Source organism: uncultured Kordia sp. (assembly GCF_947496985.1).
In the GTDB taxonomy this organism is placed as follows: Bacteria; Bacteroidota; Bacteroidia; order Flavobacteriales; family Flavobacteriaceae; genus Kordia.
On record NZ_CANMEZ010000005.1, the window covers coordinates 180,593 to 204,762 of the forward strand.

18 protein-coding genes and 1 pseudogene are annotated in these 24,170 nt (G+C 32.4%); 12 read left to right on the top strand and 7 right to left on the bottom strand.

Annotation, left to right across the window (positions count from 1 at the left end):
- Window positions 1-94: 94 nt before the first annotated feature.
- The 5 genes from Q0828_RS14685 to Q0828_RS14705 all read left to right on the top strand — a co-directional run bounded on the left by Q0828_RS14685 (window position 95) and on the right by Q0828_RS14705 (window position 5,571).
- Window positions 95-1,384: a citrate synthase gene (locus Q0828_RS14685; protein WP_298422510.1), complete on the top strand. Its 1,290-nt coding sequence runs from the start codon at window positions 95-97 to the stop codon at window positions 1,382-1,384.
- A 72-nt stretch (window positions 1,385-1,456) separates the two neighbouring features.
- Window positions 1,457-2,371 (top strand): arginine deiminase-related protein, encoded by a 915-nt coding sequence (locus Q0828_RS14690; RefSeq protein ID WP_298422512.1) that lies wholly within the window; start codon window positions 1,457-1,459, stop codon window positions 2,369-2,371.
- Between the two features lie 43 nt (window positions 2,372-2,414).
- Window positions 2,415-3,227, top strand: a complete 813-nt coding sequence (locus Q0828_RS14695; protein ID WP_298422514.1) for a transporter — start codon at window positions 2,415-2,417, stop codon at window positions 3,225-3,227.
- 103 nt (window positions 3,228-3,330) lie between these two features.
- On the top strand, window positions 3,331-4,266 hold the full coding sequence (gene ctlX / locus Q0828_RS14700; RefSeq protein WP_298422516.1) for a citrulline utilization hydrolase CtlX: 936 nt from the start codon (window positions 3,331-3,333) through the stop codon (window positions 4,264-4,266).
- Window positions 4,267-4,368: 102 nt separating this feature from the next.
- Window positions 4,369-5,571 (top strand): DUF418 domain-containing protein, encoded by a 1,203-nt coding sequence (locus tag Q0828_RS14705; protein WP_298422518.1) that lies wholly within the window; start codon window positions 4,369-4,371, stop codon window positions 5,569-5,571.
- Window positions 5,572-5,817: 246 nt separating this feature from the next.
- On the opposite strand, the gene Q0828_RS14710 is transcribed toward Q0828_RS14705, so the two are convergent.
- Window positions 5,818-7,266, bottom strand: coding sequence for a hypothetical protein (locus Q0828_RS14710; RefSeq protein WP_298422520.1), 1,449 nt, complete (start codon window positions 7,264-7,266; stop codon window positions 5,818-5,820).
- A 292-nt stretch (window positions 7,267-7,558) separates the two neighbouring features.
- Here Q0828_RS14710 and Q0828_RS14715 point away from each other — a divergent pair, with 292 nt between their 5' ends.
- The 3 genes from Q0828_RS14715 (at window position 7,559) to Q0828_RS14725 (ending at window position 13,253) form a co-directional block, all read left to right on the top strand.
- Window positions 7,559-7,972, top strand: a complete 414-nt coding sequence (locus tag Q0828_RS14715; protein WP_298422523.1) for an Rrf2 family transcriptional regulator — start codon at window positions 7,559-7,561, stop codon at window positions 7,970-7,972.
- Between the two features lie 74 nt (window positions 7,973-8,046).
- Window positions 8,047-9,825, top strand: coding sequence for an arginine--tRNA ligase (argS, locus tag Q0828_RS14720; protein WP_298422526.1), 1,779 nt, complete (start codon window positions 8,047-8,049; stop codon window positions 9,823-9,825).
- A 284-nt stretch (window positions 9,826-10,109) separates the two neighbouring features.
- Window positions 10,110-13,253 carry a S41 family peptidase gene (locus tag Q0828_RS14725; protein ID WP_298422529.1) on the top strand — a complete coding sequence of 1,048 codons (3,144 nt, stop codon included), beginning with the start codon at window positions 10,110-10,112 and terminating at the stop codon, window positions 13,251-13,253.
- Between the two features lie 44 nt (window positions 13,254-13,297).
- Here Q0828_RS14725 and Q0828_RS14730 read toward each other — a convergent pair whose 3' ends face one another.
- The 3 genes from Q0828_RS14730 to Q0828_RS14740 all read right to left on the bottom strand — a co-directional run bounded on the left by Q0828_RS14730 (window position 13,298) and on the right by Q0828_RS14740 (window position 17,214).
- Window positions 13,298-15,604 (bottom strand): TonB-dependent receptor, encoded by a 2,307-nt coding sequence (locus Q0828_RS14730; RefSeq protein ID WP_298422532.1) that lies wholly within the window; start codon window positions 15,602-15,604, stop codon window positions 13,298-13,300.
- Window positions 15,597-16,496: a FecR domain-containing protein gene (locus Q0828_RS14735; RefSeq protein WP_298422536.1), complete on the bottom strand. Its 900-nt coding sequence runs from the start codon at window positions 16,494-16,496 to the stop codon at window positions 15,597-15,599. The genes Q0828_RS14730 and Q0828_RS14735 overlap by 8 nt, the downstream gene beginning before the upstream one ends.
- Window positions 16,497-16,698: 202 nt before the next feature.
- Window positions 16,699-17,214, bottom strand: a complete 516-nt coding sequence (locus Q0828_RS14740) for an RNA polymerase sigma factor (protein ID WP_298422538.1) — start codon at window positions 17,212-17,214, stop codon at window positions 16,699-16,701.
- A 139-nt stretch (window positions 17,215-17,353) separates the two neighbouring features.
- On the opposite strand from Q0828_RS14740, the gene Q0828_RS14745 reads away from it, so the two are divergent.
- Window positions 17,354-19,369, top strand: coding sequence for a LamG domain-containing protein (locus Q0828_RS14745; protein WP_298422541.1), 2,016 nt, complete (start codon window positions 17,354-17,356; stop codon window positions 19,367-19,369).
- A 176-nt stretch (window positions 19,370-19,545) separates the two neighbouring features.
- Here Q0828_RS14745 and Q0828_RS14750 read toward each other — a convergent pair whose 3' ends face one another.
- From Q0828_RS14750 to Q0828_RS14760, 3 genes are all read right to left on the bottom strand, one after another.
- Window positions 19,546-19,797 carry a hypothetical protein gene (locus Q0828_RS14750; RefSeq protein WP_298422544.1) on the bottom strand — a complete coding sequence of 84 codons (252 nt, stop codon included), beginning with the start codon at window positions 19,795-19,797 and terminating at the stop codon, window positions 19,546-19,548.
- Window positions 19,798-19,900: 103 nt separating this feature from the next.
- Entirely contained in the window at window positions 19,901-20,554 is a 654-nt protein-coding gene (locus tag Q0828_RS14755) for a hypothetical protein (RefSeq protein WP_298422547.1), read from the bottom strand.
- A gap of 151 nt (window positions 20,555-20,705) precedes the next feature.
- The gene (locus Q0828_RS14760) at window positions 20,706-20,870 is read right to left on the bottom strand and encodes a hypothetical protein (protein WP_298422550.1); all 165 of its coding nucleotides are present in this window, start codon (window positions 20,868-20,870) and stop codon (window positions 20,706-20,708) included.
- Window positions 20,871-21,224: 354 nt separating this feature from the next.
- Here Q0828_RS14760 and ffh point away from each other — a divergent pair, with 354 nt between their 5' ends.
- The 3 genes and pseudogenes from ffh (at window position 21,225) to Q0828_RS14775 (ending at window position 23,918) form a co-directional block, all read left to right on the top strand.
- Window positions 21,225-22,556 (top strand): signal recognition particle protein, encoded by a 1,332-nt coding sequence (ffh, locus tag Q0828_RS14765; RefSeq protein WP_298422553.1) that lies wholly within the window; start codon window positions 21,225-21,227, stop codon window positions 22,554-22,556.
- Window positions 22,557-22,626: 70 nt separating this feature from the next.
- Window positions 22,627-22,971 (top strand): annotated as a pseudogene (locus Q0828_RS14770) (four helix bundle protein); the annotation flags it as partial.
- Window positions 22,972-23,027: 56 nt separating this feature from the next.
- Window positions 23,028-23,918 carry a tetrahydrofolate dehydrogenase/cyclohydrolase catalytic domain-containing protein gene (locus tag Q0828_RS14775; protein ID WP_298422556.1) on the top strand — a complete coding sequence of 297 codons (891 nt, stop codon included), beginning with the start codon at window positions 23,028-23,030 and terminating at the stop codon, window positions 23,916-23,918.
- The last annotated feature ends 252 nt before the right edge of the window (window positions 23,919-24,170 follow it).

The window sequence follows — 24,170 nt, forward strand, 5'->3', positions numbered from 1 at the left end:
TTAATTGTTAAATCCTTTGTAAAGTCTTTTCATAAATCGCGACATATTTCGTAATTTAGCAATCCAGATAAAAAAATAAAAATTCTACAAAAATATGTCAGATAATATAGCTACGTTAGAAGTCAATGGTGAGAAACATGAGTTCCCTGTAATTAAAGGGACGGAAAATGAAATCGCTATTGATATCAAGAAATTAAGAGGCTCCACTGGTGGAGTTATTACAATTGATCCAGGATATAAAAACACAGGTTCTTGCCAAAGTGCAATAACATTTTTAGATGGAGAAAAAGGAGTGCTTCGTTATAGAGGTTATTCAATTGAAGACTTAGCTGAAAAAGCAGACTTTTTAGAAGTTGCTTACTTATTAATTTTTGGAGAATTACCAACTACTGAGCAATTAGCAAAATTTCATAAAGACATTAAAGCGCAATCTATTGTTGATGATGATATCAAAAAAATAATAGATGCATTTCCAAAATCAGCACATCCAATGGGTGTGTTAGCATCATTAACGAATGCATTAACTGCGTTCAATCCTTCATCTGTAAATGTAGATTCAGAAGAAGATATGTATCATGCTATAGTGAAAATACTTGGAAAATTCCCTGTATTAGTAGCTTGGGCAATGCGTAAAAAACAAGGGTTGCCATTAGATTATGGAGATTCATCATTAGGATACGTAGAAAACGTATTAAAAATGATGTTCAAACAACCAAATGAAGAATATACCTTAAATCCAATAGTTGTAAATGCATTAGATAAATTATTAATCTTACATGCAGATCATGAACAAAACTGTTCTACATCAACAGTTCGTATCGTAGGTTCATCGCACGCTGGATTATTTGCTTCATTAGCAGCAGGAATCTCTGCACTTTGGGGACCATTACACGGAGGTGCAAACCAAGCGGTATTAGAAATGTTAGAAGGAATTCGTCAAGATGGTGGAGACACTAAAAAATACATGGCGAAAGCAAAAGATAAAAGTGATCCTTTCCGTTTAATGGGATTCGGACACAGAGTATACAAAAACTTCGATCCAAGAGCAACGATTATCAAAAAAGCTGCAGATGAGGTATTAGGAGACTTAGGAGTAGAAGATCCAATCTTAGATATCGCAAAAGGATTAGAAAAAGAAGCATTAGAAGATCCATACTTTGTAGACAGAAAACTATATCCAAATGTAGATTTCTATTCTGGAATTATATACAGAGCTATGGGAATTCCAACAGAAATGTTTACTGTAATGTTCGCATTAGGACGTTTACCAGGTTGGATTGCACAATGGAGAGAAATGCGTTTACGCAAAGAGCCAATTGGACGTCCACGTCAAGTATACGTTGGTGAAAACCTAAGAGAATTCAAAACGATTTCTGATAGATAAATATCAAAACCACATTACAAAGCTTCATAGATTAAAAATGTCTATGAAGCTTTTTTCAATTATACCCCAAGTATGTTAGAATTATATGTAAATGATGAAACTTCACAACTCAAAGCAGTTGTGTTGGGAACGGCAGAAAGCTGCGGACCTACTCCGAAAGCTGCAGATTGCTATGATCCAAAATCAAAACAACACGTATTGGCAGGAACCTATCCACTTGAAAAAGATATGGTGCCAGAAATGGAAGCCGTTGCTAAAGTTTTTGAAAAATATGGAGTAAAAGTATTCAGACCGAGTATCATACAAGATTACAACCAAATATTTTCAAGAGATATCGCTTTTGTCATTGAAGACAAATTCATCAAATCAAACATACTGCCTGATCGTGAACGTGAAATTGAAGCTATTCAACATGTAATTGATCTAGTAAATCCAGAAAATGTAATCACACTACCAGAAGAAGTGCATGTAGAAGGTGGAGATGTAATGCCTTGGGGCGATTATATTTTTATAGGAACTTATTCAGGAGAAGATTATCCAGATTATATAACTGCACGTACAAATATTGATGCAGTCATTGCATTGCAAGAATTATTCCCGAACAAAACGGTAAAATCATTCGAACTTCGTAAATCAAATACAGAACCAAAAGACAATGCATTGCATTTAGATTGTTGCTTTCAACCTATAGGAAAAGACAAAGCTATTTTGCATAAAAATGGTTTCTTAGTAGAAGAAGAATACCAATGGTTGGTTGATTTCTTTGGGAAAGAAAACATCTTCGAAATTAGTAAAGATGAAATGTACAACATGAATAGTAATGTATTTTCTATCTCACAAGAAGTTATCATTTCGGAACAAAACTTTACGCGTCTTAATACTTGGTTAGAAGCACAAGGGTTTACAGTTGAAAAAGTTCCGTATGCGGAAATTGCCAAACAAGAAGGTTTATTGCGTTGTAGTACAATGCCATTAATTAGAGGATAGTAAGTTTTGAATGCTTTCGCAGACTAAAGCTAAAACCGTAGTTATGTGGAAACAAGTCATAAAAATCAGTTGTTTCATTCTTATCTTTAGTAATTGCTACTTTATAAGTGCGCAAGGAATTATTAGTGGATTTTACAATAAAAAAGCAGAAACGACACTTGTTGTGGGCGCTGGATTTGAAGATTCTAAAAGCTATTTTATAGGAAAAGAAAAAAGCGATTTAAGTCGCAACCTCTATAGTATTTCTGTATTTGGAATCTATGGAATTAATGAACGACTTAACATACAAGCATCTTTACCATACTTATCAAGTAACAAACAAAACGGATTACAAGATGCACAGTTTGTATTAAAATACAAAGCTGTCCAAAAAGCTTGGAAAACAGACAAACTTGAACTTTCCTTTGCTACAGGTTTCTCTTTCAATGTGGGCAATTATAATTTGGGAGGCTTAAACGATTTAGGTCAGCAAGCCAAAATACTAGAAACACGCGCATTAGTACACTATCAAAAAAAATCTGGTTGGTTTATAAACCTTCAAAGTGGATTCTCATTCAAGTTTGAAGAAGTTCCCAATAGTTTGCCTGTAACCTTCAAATTGGGGAAAGCAAGCGCAAAAAGCTATTTTGATTTTTGGTATGATTTTCAACATGCATTTGGCGGAATCAACTATTTAGAAACACCAGCGCCTCAAAACTTTAAGCGTTTTGGTGCAAGCTACCACAAAGTAGGAGGAACGTATCATTTCCCAATATCAAAAAAATCAGGAATATACATTGCACCTTCATATGTAATTACTGGAAGAAATGTATTTCAAGGCTTCGCATATCATGTAGGTTGGACGTATCAAATGTAATAGAGAAAAAAACAAAAATCCTTTGCTAAAATTAGAAGAAACTATCTTAGTTTTTATGTAATTTTAGAGCCTCAAAAAAGCAATAATAAAAAGTAAGGTAACTATGCAACAAATTACCAACACAATCCTTATGGTACGTCCGGTTGCGTTTCGTATGAACGAACAAACCGCAGTAAACAATTACTATCAAAAAGTATTAGATGGCTTATTGCCAGAAACAGTACAAGCGAAAGCGCAACAAGAGTTTGATGCGTATGTTGAAAAGCTAAGAGCTATTGGTGTCAATGTCGTAGTGATTCAAGATACTAAAGAACCAGATACACCAGATTCAATCTTTCCAAACAACTGGATTTCTTTTCATGAAAATGGAAACGTAGGTTTATATCCAATGTATGCGGAAAATCGCCGTCACGAACGTAGAGAAGATGTATTGATAGAACTTGAAAAAGCGGGCTATCGTATAGAAAATGTAGTTGATTACACTTCTGCGGAAGAAGAAGAAATTTTCTTAGAAGGAACAGGAAGTTTGTTGTTAGACAGAGTTAACAGAAAAGCATACTGTGCTTTATCACCAAGAGCGGATGAAGAATTATTTATAGAATTCTGTGAAGATTTTGAATACTCGCCAGTCATTTTTACAGCAAATCAAACAGTAAACGGGAAACGTGAAGCTATCTATCATACAAATGTAATGATGTGCTTAGCAGAAAACTTTGCAGTAATATGCTTGGAATGTATAGATGATAAAAAAGAACGTGAAAATGTAAAAAAACATCTAAAACAAGATGGAAAAGAAATCGTTGCTATTACGGAAGCACAAGTAAATAACTTTGCAGGAAACATGTTGCAAGTAAAAGGTGCAAATGATGAGCGATTCTTAATTATGAGTAACGCTGCGCACAAATCATTAACGGAAAGTCAGATAAAAGCAATTGAAAAGTATTGCAAAATAGTATCAAGTTCGTTAGATACTATCGAAGCTTGCGGAGGCGGAAGTGCTCGTTGTATGATGGCTGAGGTTTTCTTACCTAAAAATTAAAATCTACTAAAACACATACATAAAGAAAAGTACATGGAGCAGCGCGAAATGTACTTTTTTTGTATAAAATGATTTCATTTCTCAGATTAAAACATTTTACTTGTGAATAATGATCCAACAAACTTGAAAAAGCGAATTGAACTATTAGATGTTTTCCGAGGATTTGCCATTCTAGGGATCTTTGTAGTCAATATTGTAATTATGAATTCAACCTTTTTAAATCAAGATGAATTCGCATTGCAATGGACTTCTGCTATTGACAAAACCGCAGAGAAAATATTACAATTATTCTTTTACACAAAGTTCTTTCCAATTTTCTCATTACTCTTTGGTTTAGGAATCTCAATGCAAGCCTTAAAACTATTTGAAAAAGGAAAACTATCATTTTCGTTTTTTGCTCGAAGAATGCTCATCCTATTCTTTATCGGTGTTTGTCACATCCTATTTATATGGTCTGGAGATGTATTAAATATCTATGCAATACTCGGATTATTTACGACATTGATGATAAAACGATCAAACAAGCTCATTCTAGTACTTGCAATCATTTTTCTCCTTTTTCCATTTTACAATCAAGTATTCGGATACATATTTGAACTAATTCATTTTCAGCCTGAAACATATCTAAGTGAACACACAGGAGAAACGGTGAATCAGATCATTAAAAACGGAAGCTATTTAGAAGGCGTGCAATTACGAATATTAGAATACATGACGAACATTCCTATGTTATTAGACTTTTTAGCACCAGTTGCCATTGCTATGTTTTTAATAGGATTGTACTTAGGGAAAAATAAAATTTACACATCGTTAGATACGTTCATTGATCGAATCAAAAAGCCAATGTTAGTTGTTGCAATCACTACAAATATCTATAGAGTTGTATTCTTATTTGTATTGGTGAAATTGGAAATATTCAGAATTGCCGAATACAGAGAAGTACTTATAAAACTTATGGTGCTTTCAGATACCGCAATGGGTTTATTCTATCTTTGGCTTATTGGTTGGTTGTGGTACAATACGAAATGGAAAGCAATTTTAAAACCTTTACAATACGCAGGAAGAATGGCGTTGACAAACTATATATTACAAAGTGTAGTTGGCTTAATTTTATTTTCTTCTATAGGGTTTAGATTGTATGAAACATTAAGTCCTTCCGAAACATTATTTACAGCAATCCTCGTTTTCATAGCGCAAGTATTTTTGAGTAAAGTTTGGTTGACACATTATCAATTTGGTCCACTAGAATGGGTTTGGCGTTGCTTAACGTATAAAAAATTACTTCCTATTAAAAAGCATCTTTAAAAGTAGTTGTTAAGCCCAGTAAAGACAGTGTTTGAAAAATGTCAAGATAAAAAATAATTTTATCTTGATAAGTTGAGCATTTTATCAAGACAAAAAAATATTTTATCAAGGTAAAATATAGGAATCATCAAGATATTATTTTGTATTATAAAAATACAGCATAAAAAAAGCCTAAGAAATTATTTTCTCAGGCTTTGTAAATTATAATTTTGAAGCTTTCAATTCTTTAACTTTTCAATTGAAATATCACTTTCCGCAATCATTATATTCTTGAACAATTTGCTTTAAGTTTTCTTCATTCTTAACATCAAATTCTCCTTCTTTTAAATCATTAGCAACTTGTTTGCACTTCTTTAAATATTTTGCCAATGCATTAGCAACTTTTTCACTCTTACGATCATCAATCATAAAACCTCCTTTTTGATCTTTTACTTTGATGACATATGTTCCTTCTTCACCTGGTTTTACTAAAACCATATTTCCATTTTCTTCATAAATTTTCTCATAAAAGTATGAATTGTTGAATCCAAAACTTGCCGCATTAGATAATTTTTTCATGGCATTTCCTTTGGTTTTCATACCATAAAAAGACTTCTCAACACCTTCATCAGTAGCTGTAAATGAAATTCCATCTTTTGCAGAAAACTTCTTAATACGTGTTCTTCCTTTATCGTTCTTATATTTAATACTGATAGATTTTCCATAATTATCAATAGAGTTCATATCATGCAAACCAGCAACTTGTTGTCCAGGTTCAATTTCTAATTTCTCAAAAATAACATATACGGTTCCTGTATACTTTTTTCCTTTTTTGTCTGTAACACTTCCCGGAACTCCATATAAATTAACGCTGTTTTCTTTGGCAATTTTCACTTTTTCTTTGCGTAATTCACTTTGATACCTTTTCGCTTGACGACCAAATACATACCCTCTACCAACCATTTCTTCTACAAATAACTGTCCAAAAGTTCTTGAAAAACGATTTGTAAACATGGTACGTGAACCTTTGTCATACTCAAAAGTTTCGTCGGTATACGTTGTTACAACTGCTGCTGTAGAACCTGTTTTACGAGATTCTTTTGCGGTAGCAACTCTAATCCCATCTAAATCTGTAATTCCATAAGACTTGTCAGAAGCAGAATAAAACACTTTTCCAACAATCTTAGTTCCGTTCGATCCTCCAAACGTAATAGTTCCATTAGGCTTTACATAAGGTTTATAACGACCAACGGTTTGTTGACGTTTATCTTCTTCAAGTTTTGCGGAGGCAGCAGCTTTCGCAAATTTTTCACTGATTATCTCGCGATCTTCTGCAAAAAAGGCAGCAACATTTTCTTTGTTAATTCCGTTGGCATCAATCAAGTTATATTTTTCACTCAACAAACGAATGATGATTTTCTTAGAACTAAAAGAAGCTTTTAAAATTTCATAAGGAATCTCTGTTTTCTTTCCATCAGCAGAAGTCATTTCTACATATTGATGATCTTGAATAGAAGAAACTGAAATGGCTTTGTAATGTGCATCAAATGCTTTTTCACCAGATAAATACTTAAACGTGTATTTATTCCTTGAATCTCCATCTTCAAAAATGGCAACTTCTTTTTTATCAAAAAGGATTTTATTTTTTTTGATTTTAATCTTTTGACCAAAAGCCAAAATTGGTAACAGTAGTAAAATAAAAAGTGATTTTTTCATGTAATGTAATAATTGGTTTATAACTATAATCGGCGGCTAAAATACTAAAATAAAACTACACAGTATGAGAATGTTACGTACGAAACATATAGTTTGACCAACTTAAAATCATAATTTTGCAGAAAACAATGAAAAATCGTTAAAAAAATGGTGAAACCTTGTCATTTATGTAATAAAACCATCATTATTGTAGATAATTAAAGAATACTTTTGTTTTTAACAAACAACCATTTATTTTTATGCGCTAGATTGGAATGCCTCGAAACGTTACCATTATCTGAAATTTATAAACATGCTTTCTAAAAAAACAAAATACGGATTAAAAGCATTAACGTACATAGCTCGAAAAGGAGACGAAGCACCTGTGTTAATATCAGAAATCGCTACAGAGGAAAATATCTCTAAAAAATTCTTGGAAGCAATTCTGTTGCAATTAAAGAATAATGGTTTTCTAGGTTCTAAAAAAGGAAAAGGCGGAGGTTACTACTTAATAAAGTCACCAAGCGACATCAAAGTCGCATCACTCATTCGAATCTTAGAAGGTCCTATTGCCATGTTACCGTGTGTAAGTCTAAACTTTTATGAAAAGTGTGATGATTGTATTGATGAAACCAAATGTGGATTGCATCTTCTCATGCTAGAAGTTCGTGATAACATGCTAGCCGTTTTAGAAAACAAAACCCTAGAAAATCTTACCAGTTCGTAAATCTTAATTATCTTTTTAACTTTCGTTATACCTAATCAATAATTAATATCTTTGCACCTTAATTTTTAGGAGTAATGAATATTCAAGAAGTAATAGCGGTAAAAGTCAAAGAAGCATTTCAAACCTTATATGAAGCTACATTAGAAAATGTAGAGTTTCAAGCAACAAGGAAAGATTTTGAAGGAGATATCACAATTGTGACTTTTCCAATGCTACGCGTTAAAAAGATGAATCCTGCACAACTTGGAGAAGAATTGGGGCAGTATTTACAAGAGCATGTAGCTGAAGTAAGCCGTTTCAATGTGGTAAAAGGGTTTTTAAATCTTGTGATTGATGATGCTTTTTATCTAAACTTCTTCGCGAACATTACAAAAAATGAAACATTCGGACACGAAGCACCAACAAAAGGTGATAGTGCTGTAATGGTTGAATATTCTTCACCAAACACAAATAAGCCCTTGCATTTAGGACATATCCGTAACAACTTATTAGGATATAGTGTTGCAGAAATTATAAAAGCATCTGGAAAAAAGGTATACAAAACACAGATTATCAACGATCGTGGAATACATATCTGTAAATCAATGTTGGCTTGGCAACGTTTCGGAAACGGAGAAACGCCAGCTTCAACAGGATTGAAAGGAGATAAATTAGTAGGGAACTATTATGTTGCCTTTGATAAAGCCTATAAAACAGAAATAGCAACATTAGTTGCAAACGGAGCATCAGAAGAAGAAGCAAAAAAACAAGCACCAATTTTATTGGAAGCACAGGAAATGTTACGTCAATGGGAAGCTGGTGATGAAAAAGTTGTTGCCCTTTGGAAACAGATGAATCAGTGGGTGTATGACGGTTTTGCAACTACATACACAAACTTAGGAGTTGATTTTGACGCCTTATATTATGAAAGTGATACCTACCTTTTAGGAAAAGACTTTGTAAAAGAAGGATTGGAAAGCGGTGTATTTTACAAAAAAGGAGATGGTTCTGTTTGGTGCGATTTAACAGATGAAGGCTTGGATGAAAAAATTGTATTACGTGCAGACGGAACTGCTGTATACATGACGCAAGATATCGGAACAGCTATTCAACGTGTAAAAGACTATCCAGATATTGGTGGAATGATTTATACAGTTGGAAACGAACAAGATTATCACTTTAAAGTATTATTCTTAATCTTGAAAAAGCTCGGTTTTGATTGGTCTAAAAACTTACATCACTTATCGTACGGAATGGTAGATTTGCCTAGCGGGAAAATGAAAAGCCGTGAAGGAACAGTAGTTGATGCAGATGATTTAATGGTAGAAATGGCAACAACCGCCAAAGAAATTTCACAAGAATTAGGAAAGTTAGAAGGCTATACAGACGAAGAAAAAGAAGAACTATACAAAATCATCGGAATGGGTGCATTGAAGTATTTTATCTTAAAAGTAGATCCTAAAAAACGAATCTTATTTGATCCGAAAGAATCTATTGACTTTGCAGGAAATACAGGACCTTTTATTCAATATACATACGCGCGTATTCAATCAATTTTACGTAAAGCAACGTTTGATTATTCAGCAGAAATAACAGCTATTGAGATTGATATTCGTGAAAAAGAAATTGTAAAACAATTACAAGGATATCCTGCGGCTGTTCAATTAGCGGCAAACAATCAAAGTCCGGCAGTTATAGCAAACTATACTTATGATTTGGTGAAATTGTACAATTCATTCTTCCAAAACATCTATATTTTAGGAGAAGAAGACGAAGCTAAAAAAATATTCAGAGTACAATTGTCTAAAAAAGTAGGAGATACAATAAAGCATGCATTTGCATTATTAGGAATTCAAGTTCCTGATAGAATGTAGTTTTTGCAGAAAATTATTCTGAACTTGTTTTAGGGTCTCACCTAGAGAATACTACTAAATTCGTTTAAGTTCACATTTCGATTCCGCTCAATGTTCGTAATCTCAAAACGCATTGAGCAGAGTTTAAATGTCTGTTTAAACGATTTTTTATTAAAAAACTGCCATAAGCTGTCAAAGCCGAAGGCGTTCGAAGTTAAAAATAGTATTTAAGTTTATATTTTCGTGATTGATTTGTAGTTTTACTATGAACACTCAATTTTGAAAAAAAAATATACTATTTGAACATGTATAAAAAAATATTTTTCCTTTTCCTCTTTGTAATTGTGTCTATTGCTTATGGACAACAAAAAAAGAACAATACAGCTTACTTTACGCTAAAACCTACATTAACTCCAAATGCAAAGCATGTAATATTTAGTTATGAAGGCGATTTATGGAAAGTTTCTTCTGATGGAGGAGAAGCTAACCGACTAACTGCAATGGAAGGAGTAGAAACGAATCCTAGTGTTTCTCCAGATGGAAAATGGTTGGCATTTACAAGCAATCAATACGGAAATAATGATGTATATATTATGCCATTAAAAGGTGGGAAAATTACACAGTTAACTTTTCATCAAAGTAGTGATAAAGTATCTTCTTGGAATTGGGATAGCAAAACAATCAATTTTACTTCAAGCAGATCTAACTCAATAACTAATTACACGATATCTATTGATGGAGGAACTCCAAAGAGAACTTTTGAACATTACTTTAATACTGTTCACAGTGTAATGGAACATCCAAAAACAAAAGATATTTATTTTAATGAATCAGATGAAGGAGAATACTTTGCGCACAGAAAAAGATACAAAGGAGATTACAATCCTGATATAAAATCATATAATAAAAAAACTAAAAAATATACACAACATACAACATATCGAGGAAAAGATTTTGGTACTACCATTGATAAAACTGGAAGCCTATATTTTCAATCGGATAGGTATAATGGTGAATACAATTTATATACATTAGAAAATGGAACTCCAAGACGACTAACAGACTTTTCTACGTCTATTATGTGGCCTAAAGTAAGTGCAAATGGTGAAAAAATAGTGTTTAGAAAAGACTATCAATTGTTTGTATATGATGTTGCTAAAAAAATTACTAATAAGCTGAATGTTGATATCAATAACAATTCTACCATAAAAAAAGATCAATCATATGATGTAAAAGGAACGATTACATATTTTGATGTTTCTCCAGACGGAAAAAAGATGGCGTTTGTTTCTAGAGGAAAATTATTTGTTTCTGACATAAAAGGAAAATTTGTAAAAGAAATAAAAAGCAATTCATTAGAAGCTGTCAAGGAAGTGAAATGGTTAAAAGATAACAACTCTTTGTTATTCTCAAGGTCTGATAAAGGATATTATAATTGGTTTGTGACAAGCGCAAATGATAAAATTAAAACAAAGCAACTCACAAAAAGTATTCATAATAACAGGCAAATCACTTTTAATGCAGACAAAACCAAAGGTGTATATTTAAGAGGTAGAAATGAAATCTATCTAATGGATCTAAAAACATTTAAAAGTGAATTGATCGTGAAAGATGAATTGTGGGGTTTTTACAATTCAAATCCATGTTTCTCTCCTGATGGAAATTACGTCGCATACAACGCGTATAGAGATTTTGAAAGAGATATTTTTATCTATAATATAACTTCTAAAAAGACAATCAATCTTACAAAAACCAAAGTTTCAGAACGTCAGCCAACATGGTCATCTGATGGGAAATATATTTACTTTTCTTCGCAAAGAACGGCTCCGAATTTTCCAAGTGGCGGAAATGGAAGTTCTAAAGTATATCAAATGGCTTTAGATGTATATGAAAAACCGTTTAAAATTGATAAAGTAAACGAGCTTTTTAAAGAAGATGATAAGAAAGATACAAAAGACGCAAAGAAAAAGGAAAAAGTTACGGTGTCCATTAATGAAAAAGGATTGATGGACAGACTTACAAGGATAAGTCCAAGATTTGGAAATCAAAGTAATATTACGGTTATAAGCGAAGGAAGCAAAACACATGTCTTATACATATCAAATCATGACGAAGGAAAACGGAAGTTATGGAAAACTACTTTGGAACCTTTTGAGAAAAACAAAACAGTAAAATTAAGTGATGAAACTATAAATGGTTATGAGTTCATTACTGTAGGTAAAAAGCACTATATTTTATATGGAGGAAATATAAACACGGTAAATTTAGATGCTAACAAATTAAAGGCAATTACAATAAATCATCGTTTCAATAAATCATTGTTCAATGAATTTGATCAAATGTATTATGAAGCTTGGGCAGGAATGGAAGAGAATTTTTATGATGAAAATTTTCATGGAGAAAACTGGCAAAAGTTAAGAGATGAATATGCTGCATATCTACCATATGTTTCAAGTAGAGCAAATTTAAGATTAATCTTTAATGATATGCTTGGTGAATTAAATACGTCTCACTTTGGGTTTAGATCATTTGGAAAAGAAGAGAATACTTATTATGGAACATGGACGTCGGCAACAGGAATTATTTTTAATACAAATAACCCGTTTGAAATAGAAAGAATTGTTTCAGAAGGACCAACAGATATCAAAAGTAAAAATCTTAAAAAAGGAGATAAATTGGTTGCTGTAAATGGTAAAAGAGTAGATGAAAAATCGAATAGAGAACACTATTTTACCAATCCAAAATTTAACTCTGAAATTAACTTAACATTTAATAGAAACGGAAAAGAATTTGATGTAAATGTGCACTCAACATCATATTGGAATATAAAAAGTTTACTTTATGATGAATGGCAAGATCAAAATCAAGCATATGTAGATGAAAAAACGAAGAACAAGGTTGCGTATGTACACATGAAAAATATGACTGGTACGGAGTTGACTAAATTTTATCATGACTTGGTAAGTGAAGAAGCGTATAAAGACGGTTTAATCTTAGATTTACGTTATAATACTGGCGGAAATGTACATGATGCAGTATTAAATTTCTTGCGCCAAAAACAATACCTAAATTGGAAATATAGAGAAGGGAAATTAACAAGTCAATCTAATTTTAGTTATGGTAATAAACCTATTGTTTTACTGGTAAATGAACGATCTTTATCTGATGCAGAAATGACTGCTGCGGGTTTTAAAGAATTAAAAATGGGAACAATTGTAGGAACAGAAACCTATCGTTGGATTATTTTTACATCAAGTAAATCGTTAGTAGATGGTTCTTCATATCGATTGCCAACTTGGGGATGTTATACCTTAGACGGAAAAGATTTAGAAACGCATGGAGTTGCACCAGACATATATGTTGGGAAAAACTTTAAACAGCGCTTGGAGAATGAAACACCGCAATTAGATAAAGCAATTGAAGTAATACTTAAAGAATTGAAAAAGTAAGAGACAGCATCAAAAATGTATTTATATTGTTAAGAATTCAAATACTAAAAATCTACTCGAAAACTTAAATTAGGAGTAATACCCAATGCCTGATTTTGAACTTGAGAAACAACTTGGTTATCTAAATTATAATACTCATTTAAGATGTTTTGCTGATCGAATACATTCCAAATAGATAATCCAATTTTAGAATTAATCTTGTCCTTTTTAGAAAGTGTCAAACGATAGGTTGCAGAAAAGTCGGTTCTAAAATAATCTTCTAAAGTTGAAGCATTTGGCGAATTATAATTAATATCACCATTTATAACTTCAGGCACACCAATTGAAGTTGTTGGTCTTCCTGTGCGGTAATAACTTCCTAAAGAAAATTCAAAGTCTTTATATGTATACGTTCCACCAAGCGTAACATTATGCGTAATATCAATATTATTTGGAAATGGATTACCGTTGTTGAGCGATGTAAATCCATAGTCATTTTTACTCACCGAATAACTCATCCATACATTAAAATCATGCCATTTTTTATTAAACAATACATCAACTCCTTTGGCTGTATAACTTCCAATCGCATTTACAAACTGAAACTGGTTTTGAAAACCTTGACTTCTCGTTGTAATTCCGTCAACTTCTTTAATATACACTTCTGCGCTTATCAATAAATTATTCTTGCTGTATTGTACACCAACAGAAGCTTGTTTACTTTTAATAAGTGGAACAGAAGTTCCATTTGCCAAGGTCCAACGACGTTTTTCAATCCCTAAGAAATCATTCTGTAAATCAATTATTTGTGAAATTGCCTGACTTTTATATTCTCCTAATACTAATACACTAAAGTGATTGGAGAATTGTTGTCTAAAATTCAAACGTGGTTCAAAACGAAATTCATCAATTTTACCGTAACGATTTCCACGAATTCCAACATTAATCATAGTTCGATAACTATCGGAAACATAATTTAGCTCAGAATATATGGCATGATTTCGCATGACATCTTTACGATCACTTCGAAATCGCGGATTGCTTACATCTTGAATATTAGTAATGCCAATTTCTGAAAATTGATACCCATTTTGAATCGTAAAGTTTTCATTGATGCGATATTTTGTGTGAAATTTAAAAGCGCTATCAGCTAAATCATTTTCTTGAAACAAACGTTGATTATTCGTAATGTCAAAATTAGTAGCTTCTAAATTATAATTAGAAGTGTAGAGTTGTACTTGCGTAGAAAACGAAGGAGACCATTCACGATTATAGGTTAATCCAGTGGCTAAGTTTCGTTGCGTAATCCCACTATTAACGGTTTGTAAACGATTATTGAAAGTTCCTTCTTCGGTATAACTTAAATCATTGAAAATATTTAGAAAGCTAAACTGTAAATTGTCTTTTTTAGAAATATCATAAATCAATTTTGTACTCATGTCATAGAAATGAAAATCTCTATTTGTTGTTGTTGTACTATTGGTTTGTTGATTGTTATTAGTGATATCTGTATCTTGAAAAATACGATCAAAATACACCGTATATGTTGGTGTTTCAATTAAATCTGTAATAGAGCGACGCGCTGAAACTTGCACTTCCATTTTTTTATTCAATTGAATTTTGGCAAAACCATCTGCATGAATCAAATTTAATCCTGCGCCTGCTTTTAAAGAATCGTTTGGATGTTCATCTAATTGCATTTGAATCATACCAGAAACACCATCACCATATTTAGAACTTGTTCCGTTTTTAGTTACAGTAACTTTATCTAAAAAGTAAGGGTTAAACGCAGAAATCAATCCGAAAAAGTGTCCAGATTGATACATTTTTATATCGTCCCACAACAAAATATTCTGATCATTAGTTCCGCCACGAATATTAATATTGGAAACGGTTTCGTTAATACTAGAAATTCCAGGTAAAGCTTGAATTGTTAATAAAACATCGGGTTCGGTAACGCCGGGAAGAATACCAAAGTTTTTTGGTTTTACGGTGACTTGCCCAGTTCTATTTGTGGAAATTCCAGAAGCAATATATTCGGTTAAGTAAATTTCATCCAACTCTTGAATCTGATCTACAAAAACAGTAATTGCAATATAGCGTCCGTTAATTAATGTAAATCGTAAATTGGTTTCTGTCTCATAACCTTTCAATAAATCTTCAAGAGCAATTGTTTTCTGTTGAGGTGTTACAAATACATTTTCAATAAACTTATCAGCATATGAAAAAACGACGTCGTATTGTTTTTCAATACTAGGTAATAATTTAGACAGTAATATTTTATTCTCTTGATTTTCTTGTGCAATAATGCATTGAAAACTAAGAAAGAAGAAAAGAAAAGTGAATAAGGTTTGTACGCGTTTTTTAATCACGTTTTAGAATAATCGAATTTTGTTTCTTTTGATATTTAAGCTGTAACGGTAACGTAATTGATTGCAATGCCATCTCCATATCGGTATGTGTAAAACTACAAGTAAACACTTCTGAAGTATCTACATTACTAGCATCAATAGTTACATTGTACTGTCGTTCAAATTCTTGAATAACTTCCTGTAAAGGTAAACTTTTAAAAGAACTTTCATTGCGAATCCATGAAGGTTCTTTTAGCATTTCTTTTTCATTGCGAATTTGTTTCCCATTTAATATCAAAAAGCGTTGTCCTGGTTTTAAAACAACAGGATTGTCATTGTAATTTACTTTTACAGAACCTTCATAACAAAAGACTTCAAATAAATTATCACGTTGTTTTACATTGAATTGTGTTCCGAGTACGGTTACAACTCCATCGTTAGTAACTACACTAAATGTAGCTCCTTTGGCTACTTTAAAATATGCTTCACCTTCTAAATTTACTTTTCGGTTTTCATTCCATGAATCTTCATCATATGATAAACTTGATACAGCATTTAGCGTAACAGCTGAAGTATCGGGTAATTCAATAGCTGTTTTGTCGGCAACTTGTGTTTCTACAAGCGTTACATTTGGTATTGTTGAATATAAGTATGCGCCAAACCCAATTACTAAAATCGCAGCAATGCGTAGCAATGGTTTGAACCATGAAGTAGGTTTTGATGTGTCTTTTTGTATCGGTTTTTGTACAGCATCATACGCAGCTTCAACATCTACAGTTGGCGCTTTAAAATACTGTAAGGCAGCGTTCATTTTTGTTAATTCCTCATAATCTTCAAGCTGTTTAAAAGCTTCAAATTCTTCCGGTGTCAACGAATGATCTAGCCATTTCTCTATTAATTCTTCTCGTGTCATAATCGTTTCTTATCTATATAACAACCAACTGTTTAAAATTCCCCTCTTTTAATAATGGAAATATACTTTTCTTCACTTTTTTACGTTATCTTCTATTTTTTACGAGCAATAAAATTGTCATTTCGAGAACTTCTTACTACTAAATTCCTCTAAAATTTCATACGAAGTGACATTTTTGTTTTTTTAATTTTCATCTAAATATTTACAACTCTTTAATTTCTTCCCGTAATTTTGCCAATGCTCTATAAATACGTTTTTCTACTGCTTTTGACGAAATATCTAAAATAGCTGCAATTTCTTTATGCTTTTTCCCTTCAATTCTGTTCATTAAAAAAGCAGTACGTTCCGATTCTGTCAAATTTCCAATAGCACGTTGTAACTTTTGTAAATACTCTTGTTCCTGCATTAAAAACTCAGGACTTTCATTGGTATGCGCTTTGGGTTTTACTTGTCTGTGTTGCAATACTACTTTATGATGTTTTACCTCATTTAGCATTAAGTTATTACCAATGGTAAAAACATAACTCTTCGCTTTTTCGGGTTTCACTTTTCCACAATTTTGCCATAACTTAGTAAATGCTTCTTGTGTTTTATCTTCAGGATTCAAATAATCACCAAACTTATAATACAAATACGCGTACAAGCTTTGATAATGTTTCTGAAAAATTTTAGAAAACAAACCTTCATTGCATATATTTTCGTGTATAGATTTTGGCATAAATAGTAGATAATTTGAGGCTAAAAGTAAACATAAATTTTTTAACTTGTAAGGTGGGAATTTTGTCGTTTCAGTTGTTAAAGAAGTAATATACTTGAAGATTGTCAGGTTCAATATTTCCCGAATACCATAAAACTATATGAGCAAAATCTCTAAAATAACGTATTTACGATGGTTGTTTTCGCTTTTCGCGATATGTCTCTGTATAACTTCTTGCCAAGAAGAAAGACTAGAAACCATAACACCCAATGCAGAAGAAACCTTAGTTGCAAATACGATGTTACCACAATTAATGGAACGCATTTCATTACTTGATGGATCTGCCGATAACTTTATAGACAGTGCAAATTGTTTCTTAGTTGATTTACCAGTAACGGTTTCTATCAATGGAATAACAATTGTTGTCAATAGTGTAAATGATTACAGTGAAATTATTGCCACATTGAATCAATCAGACAATAATGATGTAACAATTACATATCCAATCACTATAGTTTTAAGTGACTATTCAGAAATTGTGATTGAAAATCAAGAACAGTTACAAACTCAAATCAATAACTGTACAGGACCAAACCAACCAGATATTGACATTGAATGTATTGATTTTCAATATCCGTTTAGTATTGCCATTTTTGATACAAACTTTGAAGTAATCGAAACACAAAGCATTACAGATGACGAAACATTATTCTATTTCTTGGAAAGCCTTTCAAATGGTATAGTGGCAAGTATTAATTATCCAATAAGTTTAGTAAATGCAGCAGGAACAGTAATTTCTGTTAATAGTAATCAAGAATTGGAAACGGCTATAGCTGCCGCAGAAAACACCTGTGATGAAGATGATGATAACAATTACAATGACGCAAATTGTACACAAGCATTCGTAACCGAGAACTTAATCGATTGTTTTTGGCGAATTACCAATTTAGATGGAAACACACAATTGATCTACGAATTCTATTTCAATCAAGATGGTTCGTTCACCTTTTCAACAGAACCGACAAGTAGTACGGTATATGAAGGGAATTGGGAAGTAACAACTTCAAACGGAAGTTTAGTTTTAAACATTAGCAATGTTACTTCAAATATAACATCAGTTAATGGTTCATGGATTATTGACGAATGTACTACAGATGAATTGCAATTGCATAACGGAAACCAACAACTAACGCTTCAAAAAAGCTGTGAAAACAATACGCCTTTTGAATGTTTTGAAAACATTCAAAGGACTATTTGTGATGAAGATAATCCGTTTGATGGATTTGTAGAAATGAATTTAGAGGAATTGTTTATTGAAACCATCACATGTACACAACCGTATGATTTTTCATTCCATATAACACAAGTGGATGCAGATGCTAGTGTAAATGCACTAACTCCAAACTCATACACAAATACAAGTGCCGTAGAAACTTTATACTTACGTATTCAAGATAATACAGGAGTTTATGAAGTATATACAATTACAATTGCAGTAGAAGAATGCTGTACAAGTGCAATGACAACACCATTAATAGACAATTTAATACTATACATGCCATTTGCTAACGAAGTAAAAGACTTGGTAAGCAATTGGGAAACAACAGGAAACTATACATATGTTTCAGATAGAGATGGAAATACTAGCTGTGCTTTAGGTTTTAATGGAAGTGAAACTTTAGAAGTTCCTATAACAACAACAAATCAAATAGTGCAAGGAGATGCATTTTCTGTAAGTCTTTGGTTTAAAATGCAAAACACTAATGCCTCTAATTATGAAATTTTACTTCAAAAAGGAAGTGCCATCAGTGAAGGTTTCCAAATAAGTGTATTCGACTTAAATACACCTGTTTTTAGTGATGCAGATTCAGGATATGGTTTATGGGATGATCCTTGGAATATGGATGCCAATTTACCATCAGATACTACCAATTGGCATCATTTAGTACTAACGGTTGATGGAAACAATACAGTACGATTATACAGAGATGGACAACAACGAAATGAAGATGTAAATTCTACAATAGATATAGGAAGTACACCATTAATGAATTATATGCTAGGAAGTGGTTTTGAAGGTCATTTAGATGATATCCGCATGTACAACATTGCGTTGACGCCTAATGATGTTTCTACGTTATACACATTAGATGCAGATTGCAATGCGTGTCTGTAAAATATAAAAATAAGTGTTTATTTTAAGTTAGTTTAGTGTAACTTAGTTAAAAGCTGCTTTTTGTTGAATTAGGGCAGCTTTTTTTATGATATATATTATATAAAAACTTAATAAAACCTAGGTTTATTTGTGGATTATATTTTATGTTTAAGAACATAAGTCATAATCCATGACGATTAACAAAAACGACAAGTTTTCTCTCTTAATGTTAATGGCTCAATCACAGTAATAGTAGTTGTAGTGCACATATTTAGTGTGCAAATTGTAGTAAAAGGTGGTACTGGACAAACAATATTGTTTGTATTATCGTTTGGTCCACATTCATGTATAGAGCAATTTGTGGTTGCAGTTCCTCCTTTAACTGAATGACTCAAATTAGAGATAGACATTTTCGCGAGTCTTAATGATTTAAGATTCTTTTTTTTCATAATATAAAATTTTAATGTTTAGTAATAGGTTGTACCTACACATACTTAGTTACATTTTTTATGAAAAAATATTAAAATAAAAATGAAATTCTAGTAATCAAACTTACCCAGAAACCTTTTCCAATAACTCTTTTGCTTCTTGTAATGCTATGATCTTTTGATCAATTTCTTCCATAAGATTTTTTTGAGCTTGCGGATCAATTTTTTTGCGTTTTGAACCTGCTTTGCTCATTTCGGTTTTAAAAGCTTCAATATTTACAAGATCTATTTCTTGTTTTTCTAAGGTTTCTGCAACTCTAATATTAAATCGAGCAATTTCAGGTGTCATTTTTATATATGACGGAATAAAGAATTTATCTTTTACACCTTGCCAATATGCTTCTGCATCTTCCTCACGATCTGGAAACTCTATTTTTTCAGAACGTAAGTTCTTTACACGTTTCTTTTCAGACATGTACGCAAAACCTATAATTAAAAGGATAAAACCAATGAAAAGTCCAAACGTTACACCAATACCTGTCCATTCATATGCCATATAGGTGACAACAAAAGGTAGTGGGATGCTCAACAACCACATTGGAATAAAAAATAAACGTCCTTCTTTAACAATAAAAGAAGCTACCATAACCATCCAGCTGGCACAAATGGTAAGCATTTCTTCACCCATGCCACCAAAGTAATAAATGCCATAAAAAGGAAGTGATAAAAGTGCAGCAAGTAAGGTCACTATAATAGCACCTGCATTGAAAATAATCATGGTATATACAGTTTTAAGATTTTAAAAGTAAGTCATAATTATGAATTCTACAAAGAGAAGATTGAGGTAAATCTATTTTTAAACTATAAAAAATAAAGGCCAGAATAGTTTCCGACCTTTATAAACTTGAGAAGTATTCAACTAAAATTTACTAACAAGCATATTCACTTGCCGTTGGATGACAATTTCCTGTACGACTTATATCTGACCAACTATCACAGTAAAAAGATCTAGGAGGTCTTCCTCCAACTAAGTTAGCCATACTTGAAATTGCTTTTTTGTTCAACGTCAATGTTTTAAGATTTCTCTTTTTCATAATAAATGATTTAAAAATTAATAATGATGTGAAATTAGAGCAGTAACAAATCGTTTGCAAGAATCATAACCTGTGATTCATGAACTGGAGGCGCTACATGAAAAATCTTAAAAAAATCATAACTAATAAATGCTTCAAATAAGACTGATTAGGATGAAAATTCTATTTATAATCAGAGCAAGGAAACACTATTCATAATAAAAAATCAACTCCAGTCTACTGACACAAGGCGCTTATCTTAGAGAAATCAGAAGAAAAACCTTAATAATCTTGTTGAAAACGAGCGGTTTTATACTTTCAAAATTTATAAGTTTCTCCTATCTTTGCAACTTCTCAAAAAAAGAATACAAACGTATGTTTAATAATTTAAGTGAAAAGCTAGATAAAGCGATGCATGTTCTTAAAGGACATGGAAGTATAACAGAAGTAAATGTTGCAGAAACATTAAAAGAAGTGCGTAGAGCATTACTTGATGCCGATGTAAACTTCAAAATTGCAAAAGACTTTACAAAAAGGGTAAAAGAAAAAGCTTTAGGACAAAACGTACTTACTACCTTACAACCAGGACAGTTAATGGTAAAGATCGTTAAAGACGAACTTACCGAACTAATGGGAGGAGATGCAGCAGGAATCAACTTGTCAGGAAAACCATCAATCATTTTAATGTCTGGTTTACAAGGTTCGGGTAAAACAACCTTTTCTGGTAAACTTGCCAATTACTTAAAAAGCAAAAAAACAAAGAAACCTTTATTAGTTGCCTGTGATGTATATCGTCCGGCGGCGATAGATCAGTTACATGTAGTTGGTGATCAAATAAAAGTGGATGTATTTTCAGATAGAGGAAACAACGATCCGGTTGCTATTGCACAAGCAGGTATTGCACATGCAAAAGAAAACGGACACAATGTGGTAATTATAGATACCGCAGGTCGTTTGGCAGTTGATGAAGCCATGATGACCGAAATAGCAAACATTCACAAAGCTATTGAGCCACAAGAAACACTATTTGTAGTGGATTCTATGACTGGGCAAGATGCGGTGAATACAGCAAAAGCCTTCAATGATATTTTGAACTTTGACGGAGTTATCTTAACAAAGTTAGATGGTGATACACGTGGTGGAGCAGCAATCTCTATTAAATCAGTAGTAAACAAACCAATCAAATTTATTGGTACAGGTGAGAAGATGGAAGCTATTGATGTATTCTATCCTTCACGTATGGCAGATCGTATTCTTGGAATGGGAGATGTTGTTTCGTTAGTAGAAAGAGCGCAAGAGCAATTTGATGAAGAAGAAGCTAGAAAACTACAAAAGAAAATTGCGAAAAATCAATTTGGTTTTGATGATTTCTTAAAGCAAATACAGCAAGTGAAGAAAATGGGTAACATGAAAGACTTAGTCGGAATGATCCCAGGAGCTTCCAAAGCAATGAAAGGTATGGAGATTGAAGATGATGCTTTCAAACATATTGAAGCATTAATTCACTCAATGACACCAGACGAGCGTTCAAAACCAGCAATGATAAATGCAAGTCGTAAAAAGCGTATAGCTAAAGGAGCTGGACGTTCTGTACAAGAAATGAATCAATTGTTAAAGCAATTCGACCAAATGAGCAAAATGATGAAGATGATGCAAGGCGGCGGCGGAAGAAAGCTAATGCAAATGATGAAAGGAATGGGCGGATAAACTATATCAGTCGCAGTTAACAGTTTCAGTATATAGTAAATAAAATATGGATTTTTAAAAATTATTAGCATACCAAAAGTCTTATGACTTAGCGATGCAAATTTTTGAAGTCAATAAGCAGTTTCCGAAAGAAGAAATTTATTCTCTAACGGATCAGATAAGACGTTCATCCCGTTCAGTTACTGTAATTATCGCAGAAGCCTATAGAAAACGGAGGTATAAAAAGCATATCGTAAGTAAGTTGACAGATGCTGATGCTGAAAGTTCAGAAACTAACGTCTGGTTAGACTTTTCATTATCCTGTGATTATGTTACAAAATCCGAAATAGAAAAGCTGAAAACTTTAAGTAAAGAAGTTGGGAAATTGTTAAACTATATGATGAATAATCCAGAGAAGTTTGGCGTTTCTGATTGAAAACGGATATACTGAGACTGAATACTAGAAAGAAGACACACACAACACAACTATACATGATTTTATTAGATGGAAAAAAGGTATCGAACGATATCAAAGATGAAATTGCTGCTGAGGTTCAGAAAATGAAGGATCGCGGAGAAAAAGTTCCGCACTTAGCTGCAGTTTTAGTAGGAGATGATGGCGCAAGTTTAACATACGTAGGAAGCAAAGTACGCTCTTGTGAGCGTGTCGGATTCGAATCTACATTGGTACGTATGTCTAACACGACTTCAGAACTTGAATTATTAAAAAAGATTCACGAATTAAATGACAATGATGACATTGACGGATTCATCATTCAATTACCATTACCACCGCAAATTAATACGCAAAAAGTATTAATGGCAGTACATCCAGATAAAGATGTAGATGGTTTTCACCCTGAAAACTTTGGAAAAATGGCATTAGACATGTCTACATTTATTCCAGCTACACCTTTTGGAATCTTAGAATTATTAGAACGTTACGACGTTGAAACCAAAGGAAAACACACGGTTGTTATTGGAAGAAGTCATATTGTTGGTAGACCAATGAGTATTTTAATGGGAAGAAGAGGTTTCCCAGGAAACTCAACAGTTACTTTAACACACAGTCATACCAAAAACATTACACAAATTACCTGTCAGGCAGATATTATTATTACGGCATTAGGACAACCAAACTTCCTAAAAGCGGAAATGGTAAAAGATGATGCCATTGTTATTGATGTAGGAATTACACGTGTGCCAGACGAAACAAAAAAGCGTGGTTACCGAATTACGGGCGATGTTGATTTTGAAAATGTAAGCAAAAAAACAAGTCACATTACGCCAGTTCCTGGTGGAGTAGGACCAATGACGATTGCCATGTTATTAAAAAATACCTTATTGGCGAGAGAACGTCATTTAATGGCAAACAGAAGATAATATACATATTATATATAATCAAAAGCGATCTTGAAAAAGGTCGCTTTTTTTGTTTTCAATAGAACATTGAGCAGAGTCGAAATGTGAAGCATTATGAAGTTCTGAATTAAGTTCAATATGACGCTTTAAAACCAAAATCGTTATCTTTATTAAAACTCCAATCTTACAAGTTTTACCTAGATTAATAAATACACAAAAAACGAACTGACATAAGTATAAAATAGAAAACACTAAATTTTAAATGTAAAAGTA

Excerpts from the sequence above, each read along its gene's own strand:
- Q0828_RS14740 (WP_298422538.1), bottom strand. The coding sequence starts at position 17,214 with ATGCCAAAATCTATACACGAAAATATATGCAATGAAGGTTTGTTTTCT.
- Q0828_RS14715 (WP_298422523.1), top strand. The coding sequence starts at position 7,559 with ATGCTTTCTAAAAAAACAAAATACGGATTAAAAGCATTAACGTACATA.
- Q0828_RS14695 (WP_298422514.1), top strand. The coding sequence starts at position 2,415 with ATGTGGAAACAAGTCATAAAAATCAGTTGTTTCATTCTTATCTTTAGT.
- Q0828_RS14750 (WP_298422544.1), bottom strand. The coding sequence starts at position 19,797 with ATGAAAAAAAAGAATCTTAAATCATTAAGACTCGCGAAAATGTCTATC.
- argS (WP_298422526.1), top strand. The coding sequence starts at position 8,047 with ATGAATATTCAAGAAGTAATAGCGGTAAAAGTCAAAGAAGCATTTCAA.
- Q0828_RS14755 (WP_298422547.1), bottom strand. The coding sequence starts at position 20,554 with ATGATTATTTTCAATGCAGGTGCTATTATAGTGACCTTACTTGCTGCA.
- Q0828_RS14690 (WP_298422512.1), top strand. The coding sequence starts at position 1,457 with ATGTTAGAATTATATGTAAATGATGAAACTTCACAACTCAAAGCAGTT.
- ffh (WP_298422553.1), top strand. The coding sequence starts at position 21,225 with ATGTTTAATAATTTAAGTGAAAAGCTAGATAAAGCGATGCATGTTCTT.
- Q0828_RS14760 (WP_298422550.1), bottom strand. The coding sequence starts at position 20,870 with ATGAAAAAGAGAAATCTTAAAACATTGACGTTGAACAAAAAAGCAATT.
- Q0828_RS14685 (WP_298422510.1), top strand. The coding sequence starts at position 95 with ATGTCAGATAATATAGCTACGTTAGAAGTCAATGGTGAGAAACATGAG.
- Q0828_RS14710 (WP_298422520.1), bottom strand. The coding sequence starts at position 7,266 with ATGAAAAAATCACTTTTTATTTTACTACTGTTACCAATTTTGGCTTTT.
- Q0828_RS14745 (WP_298422541.1), top strand. The coding sequence starts at position 17,354 with ATGAGCAAAATCTCTAAAATAACGTATTTACGATGGTTGTTTTCGCTT.
- ctlX (WP_298422516.1), top strand. The coding sequence starts at position 3,331 with ATGCAACAAATTACCAACACAATCCTTATGGTACGTCCGGTTGCGTTT.
- Q0828_RS14735 (WP_298422536.1), bottom strand. The coding sequence starts at position 16,496 with ATGACACGAGAAGAATTAATAGAGAAATGGCTAGATCATTCGTTGACA.
- Q0828_RS14725 (WP_298422529.1), top strand. The coding sequence starts at position 10,110 with ATGTATAAAAAAATATTTTTCCTTTTCCTCTTTGTAATTGTGTCTATT.
- Q0828_RS14775 (WP_298422556.1), top strand. The coding sequence starts at position 23,028 with ATGATTTTATTAGATGGAAAAAAGGTATCGAACGATATCAAAGATGAA.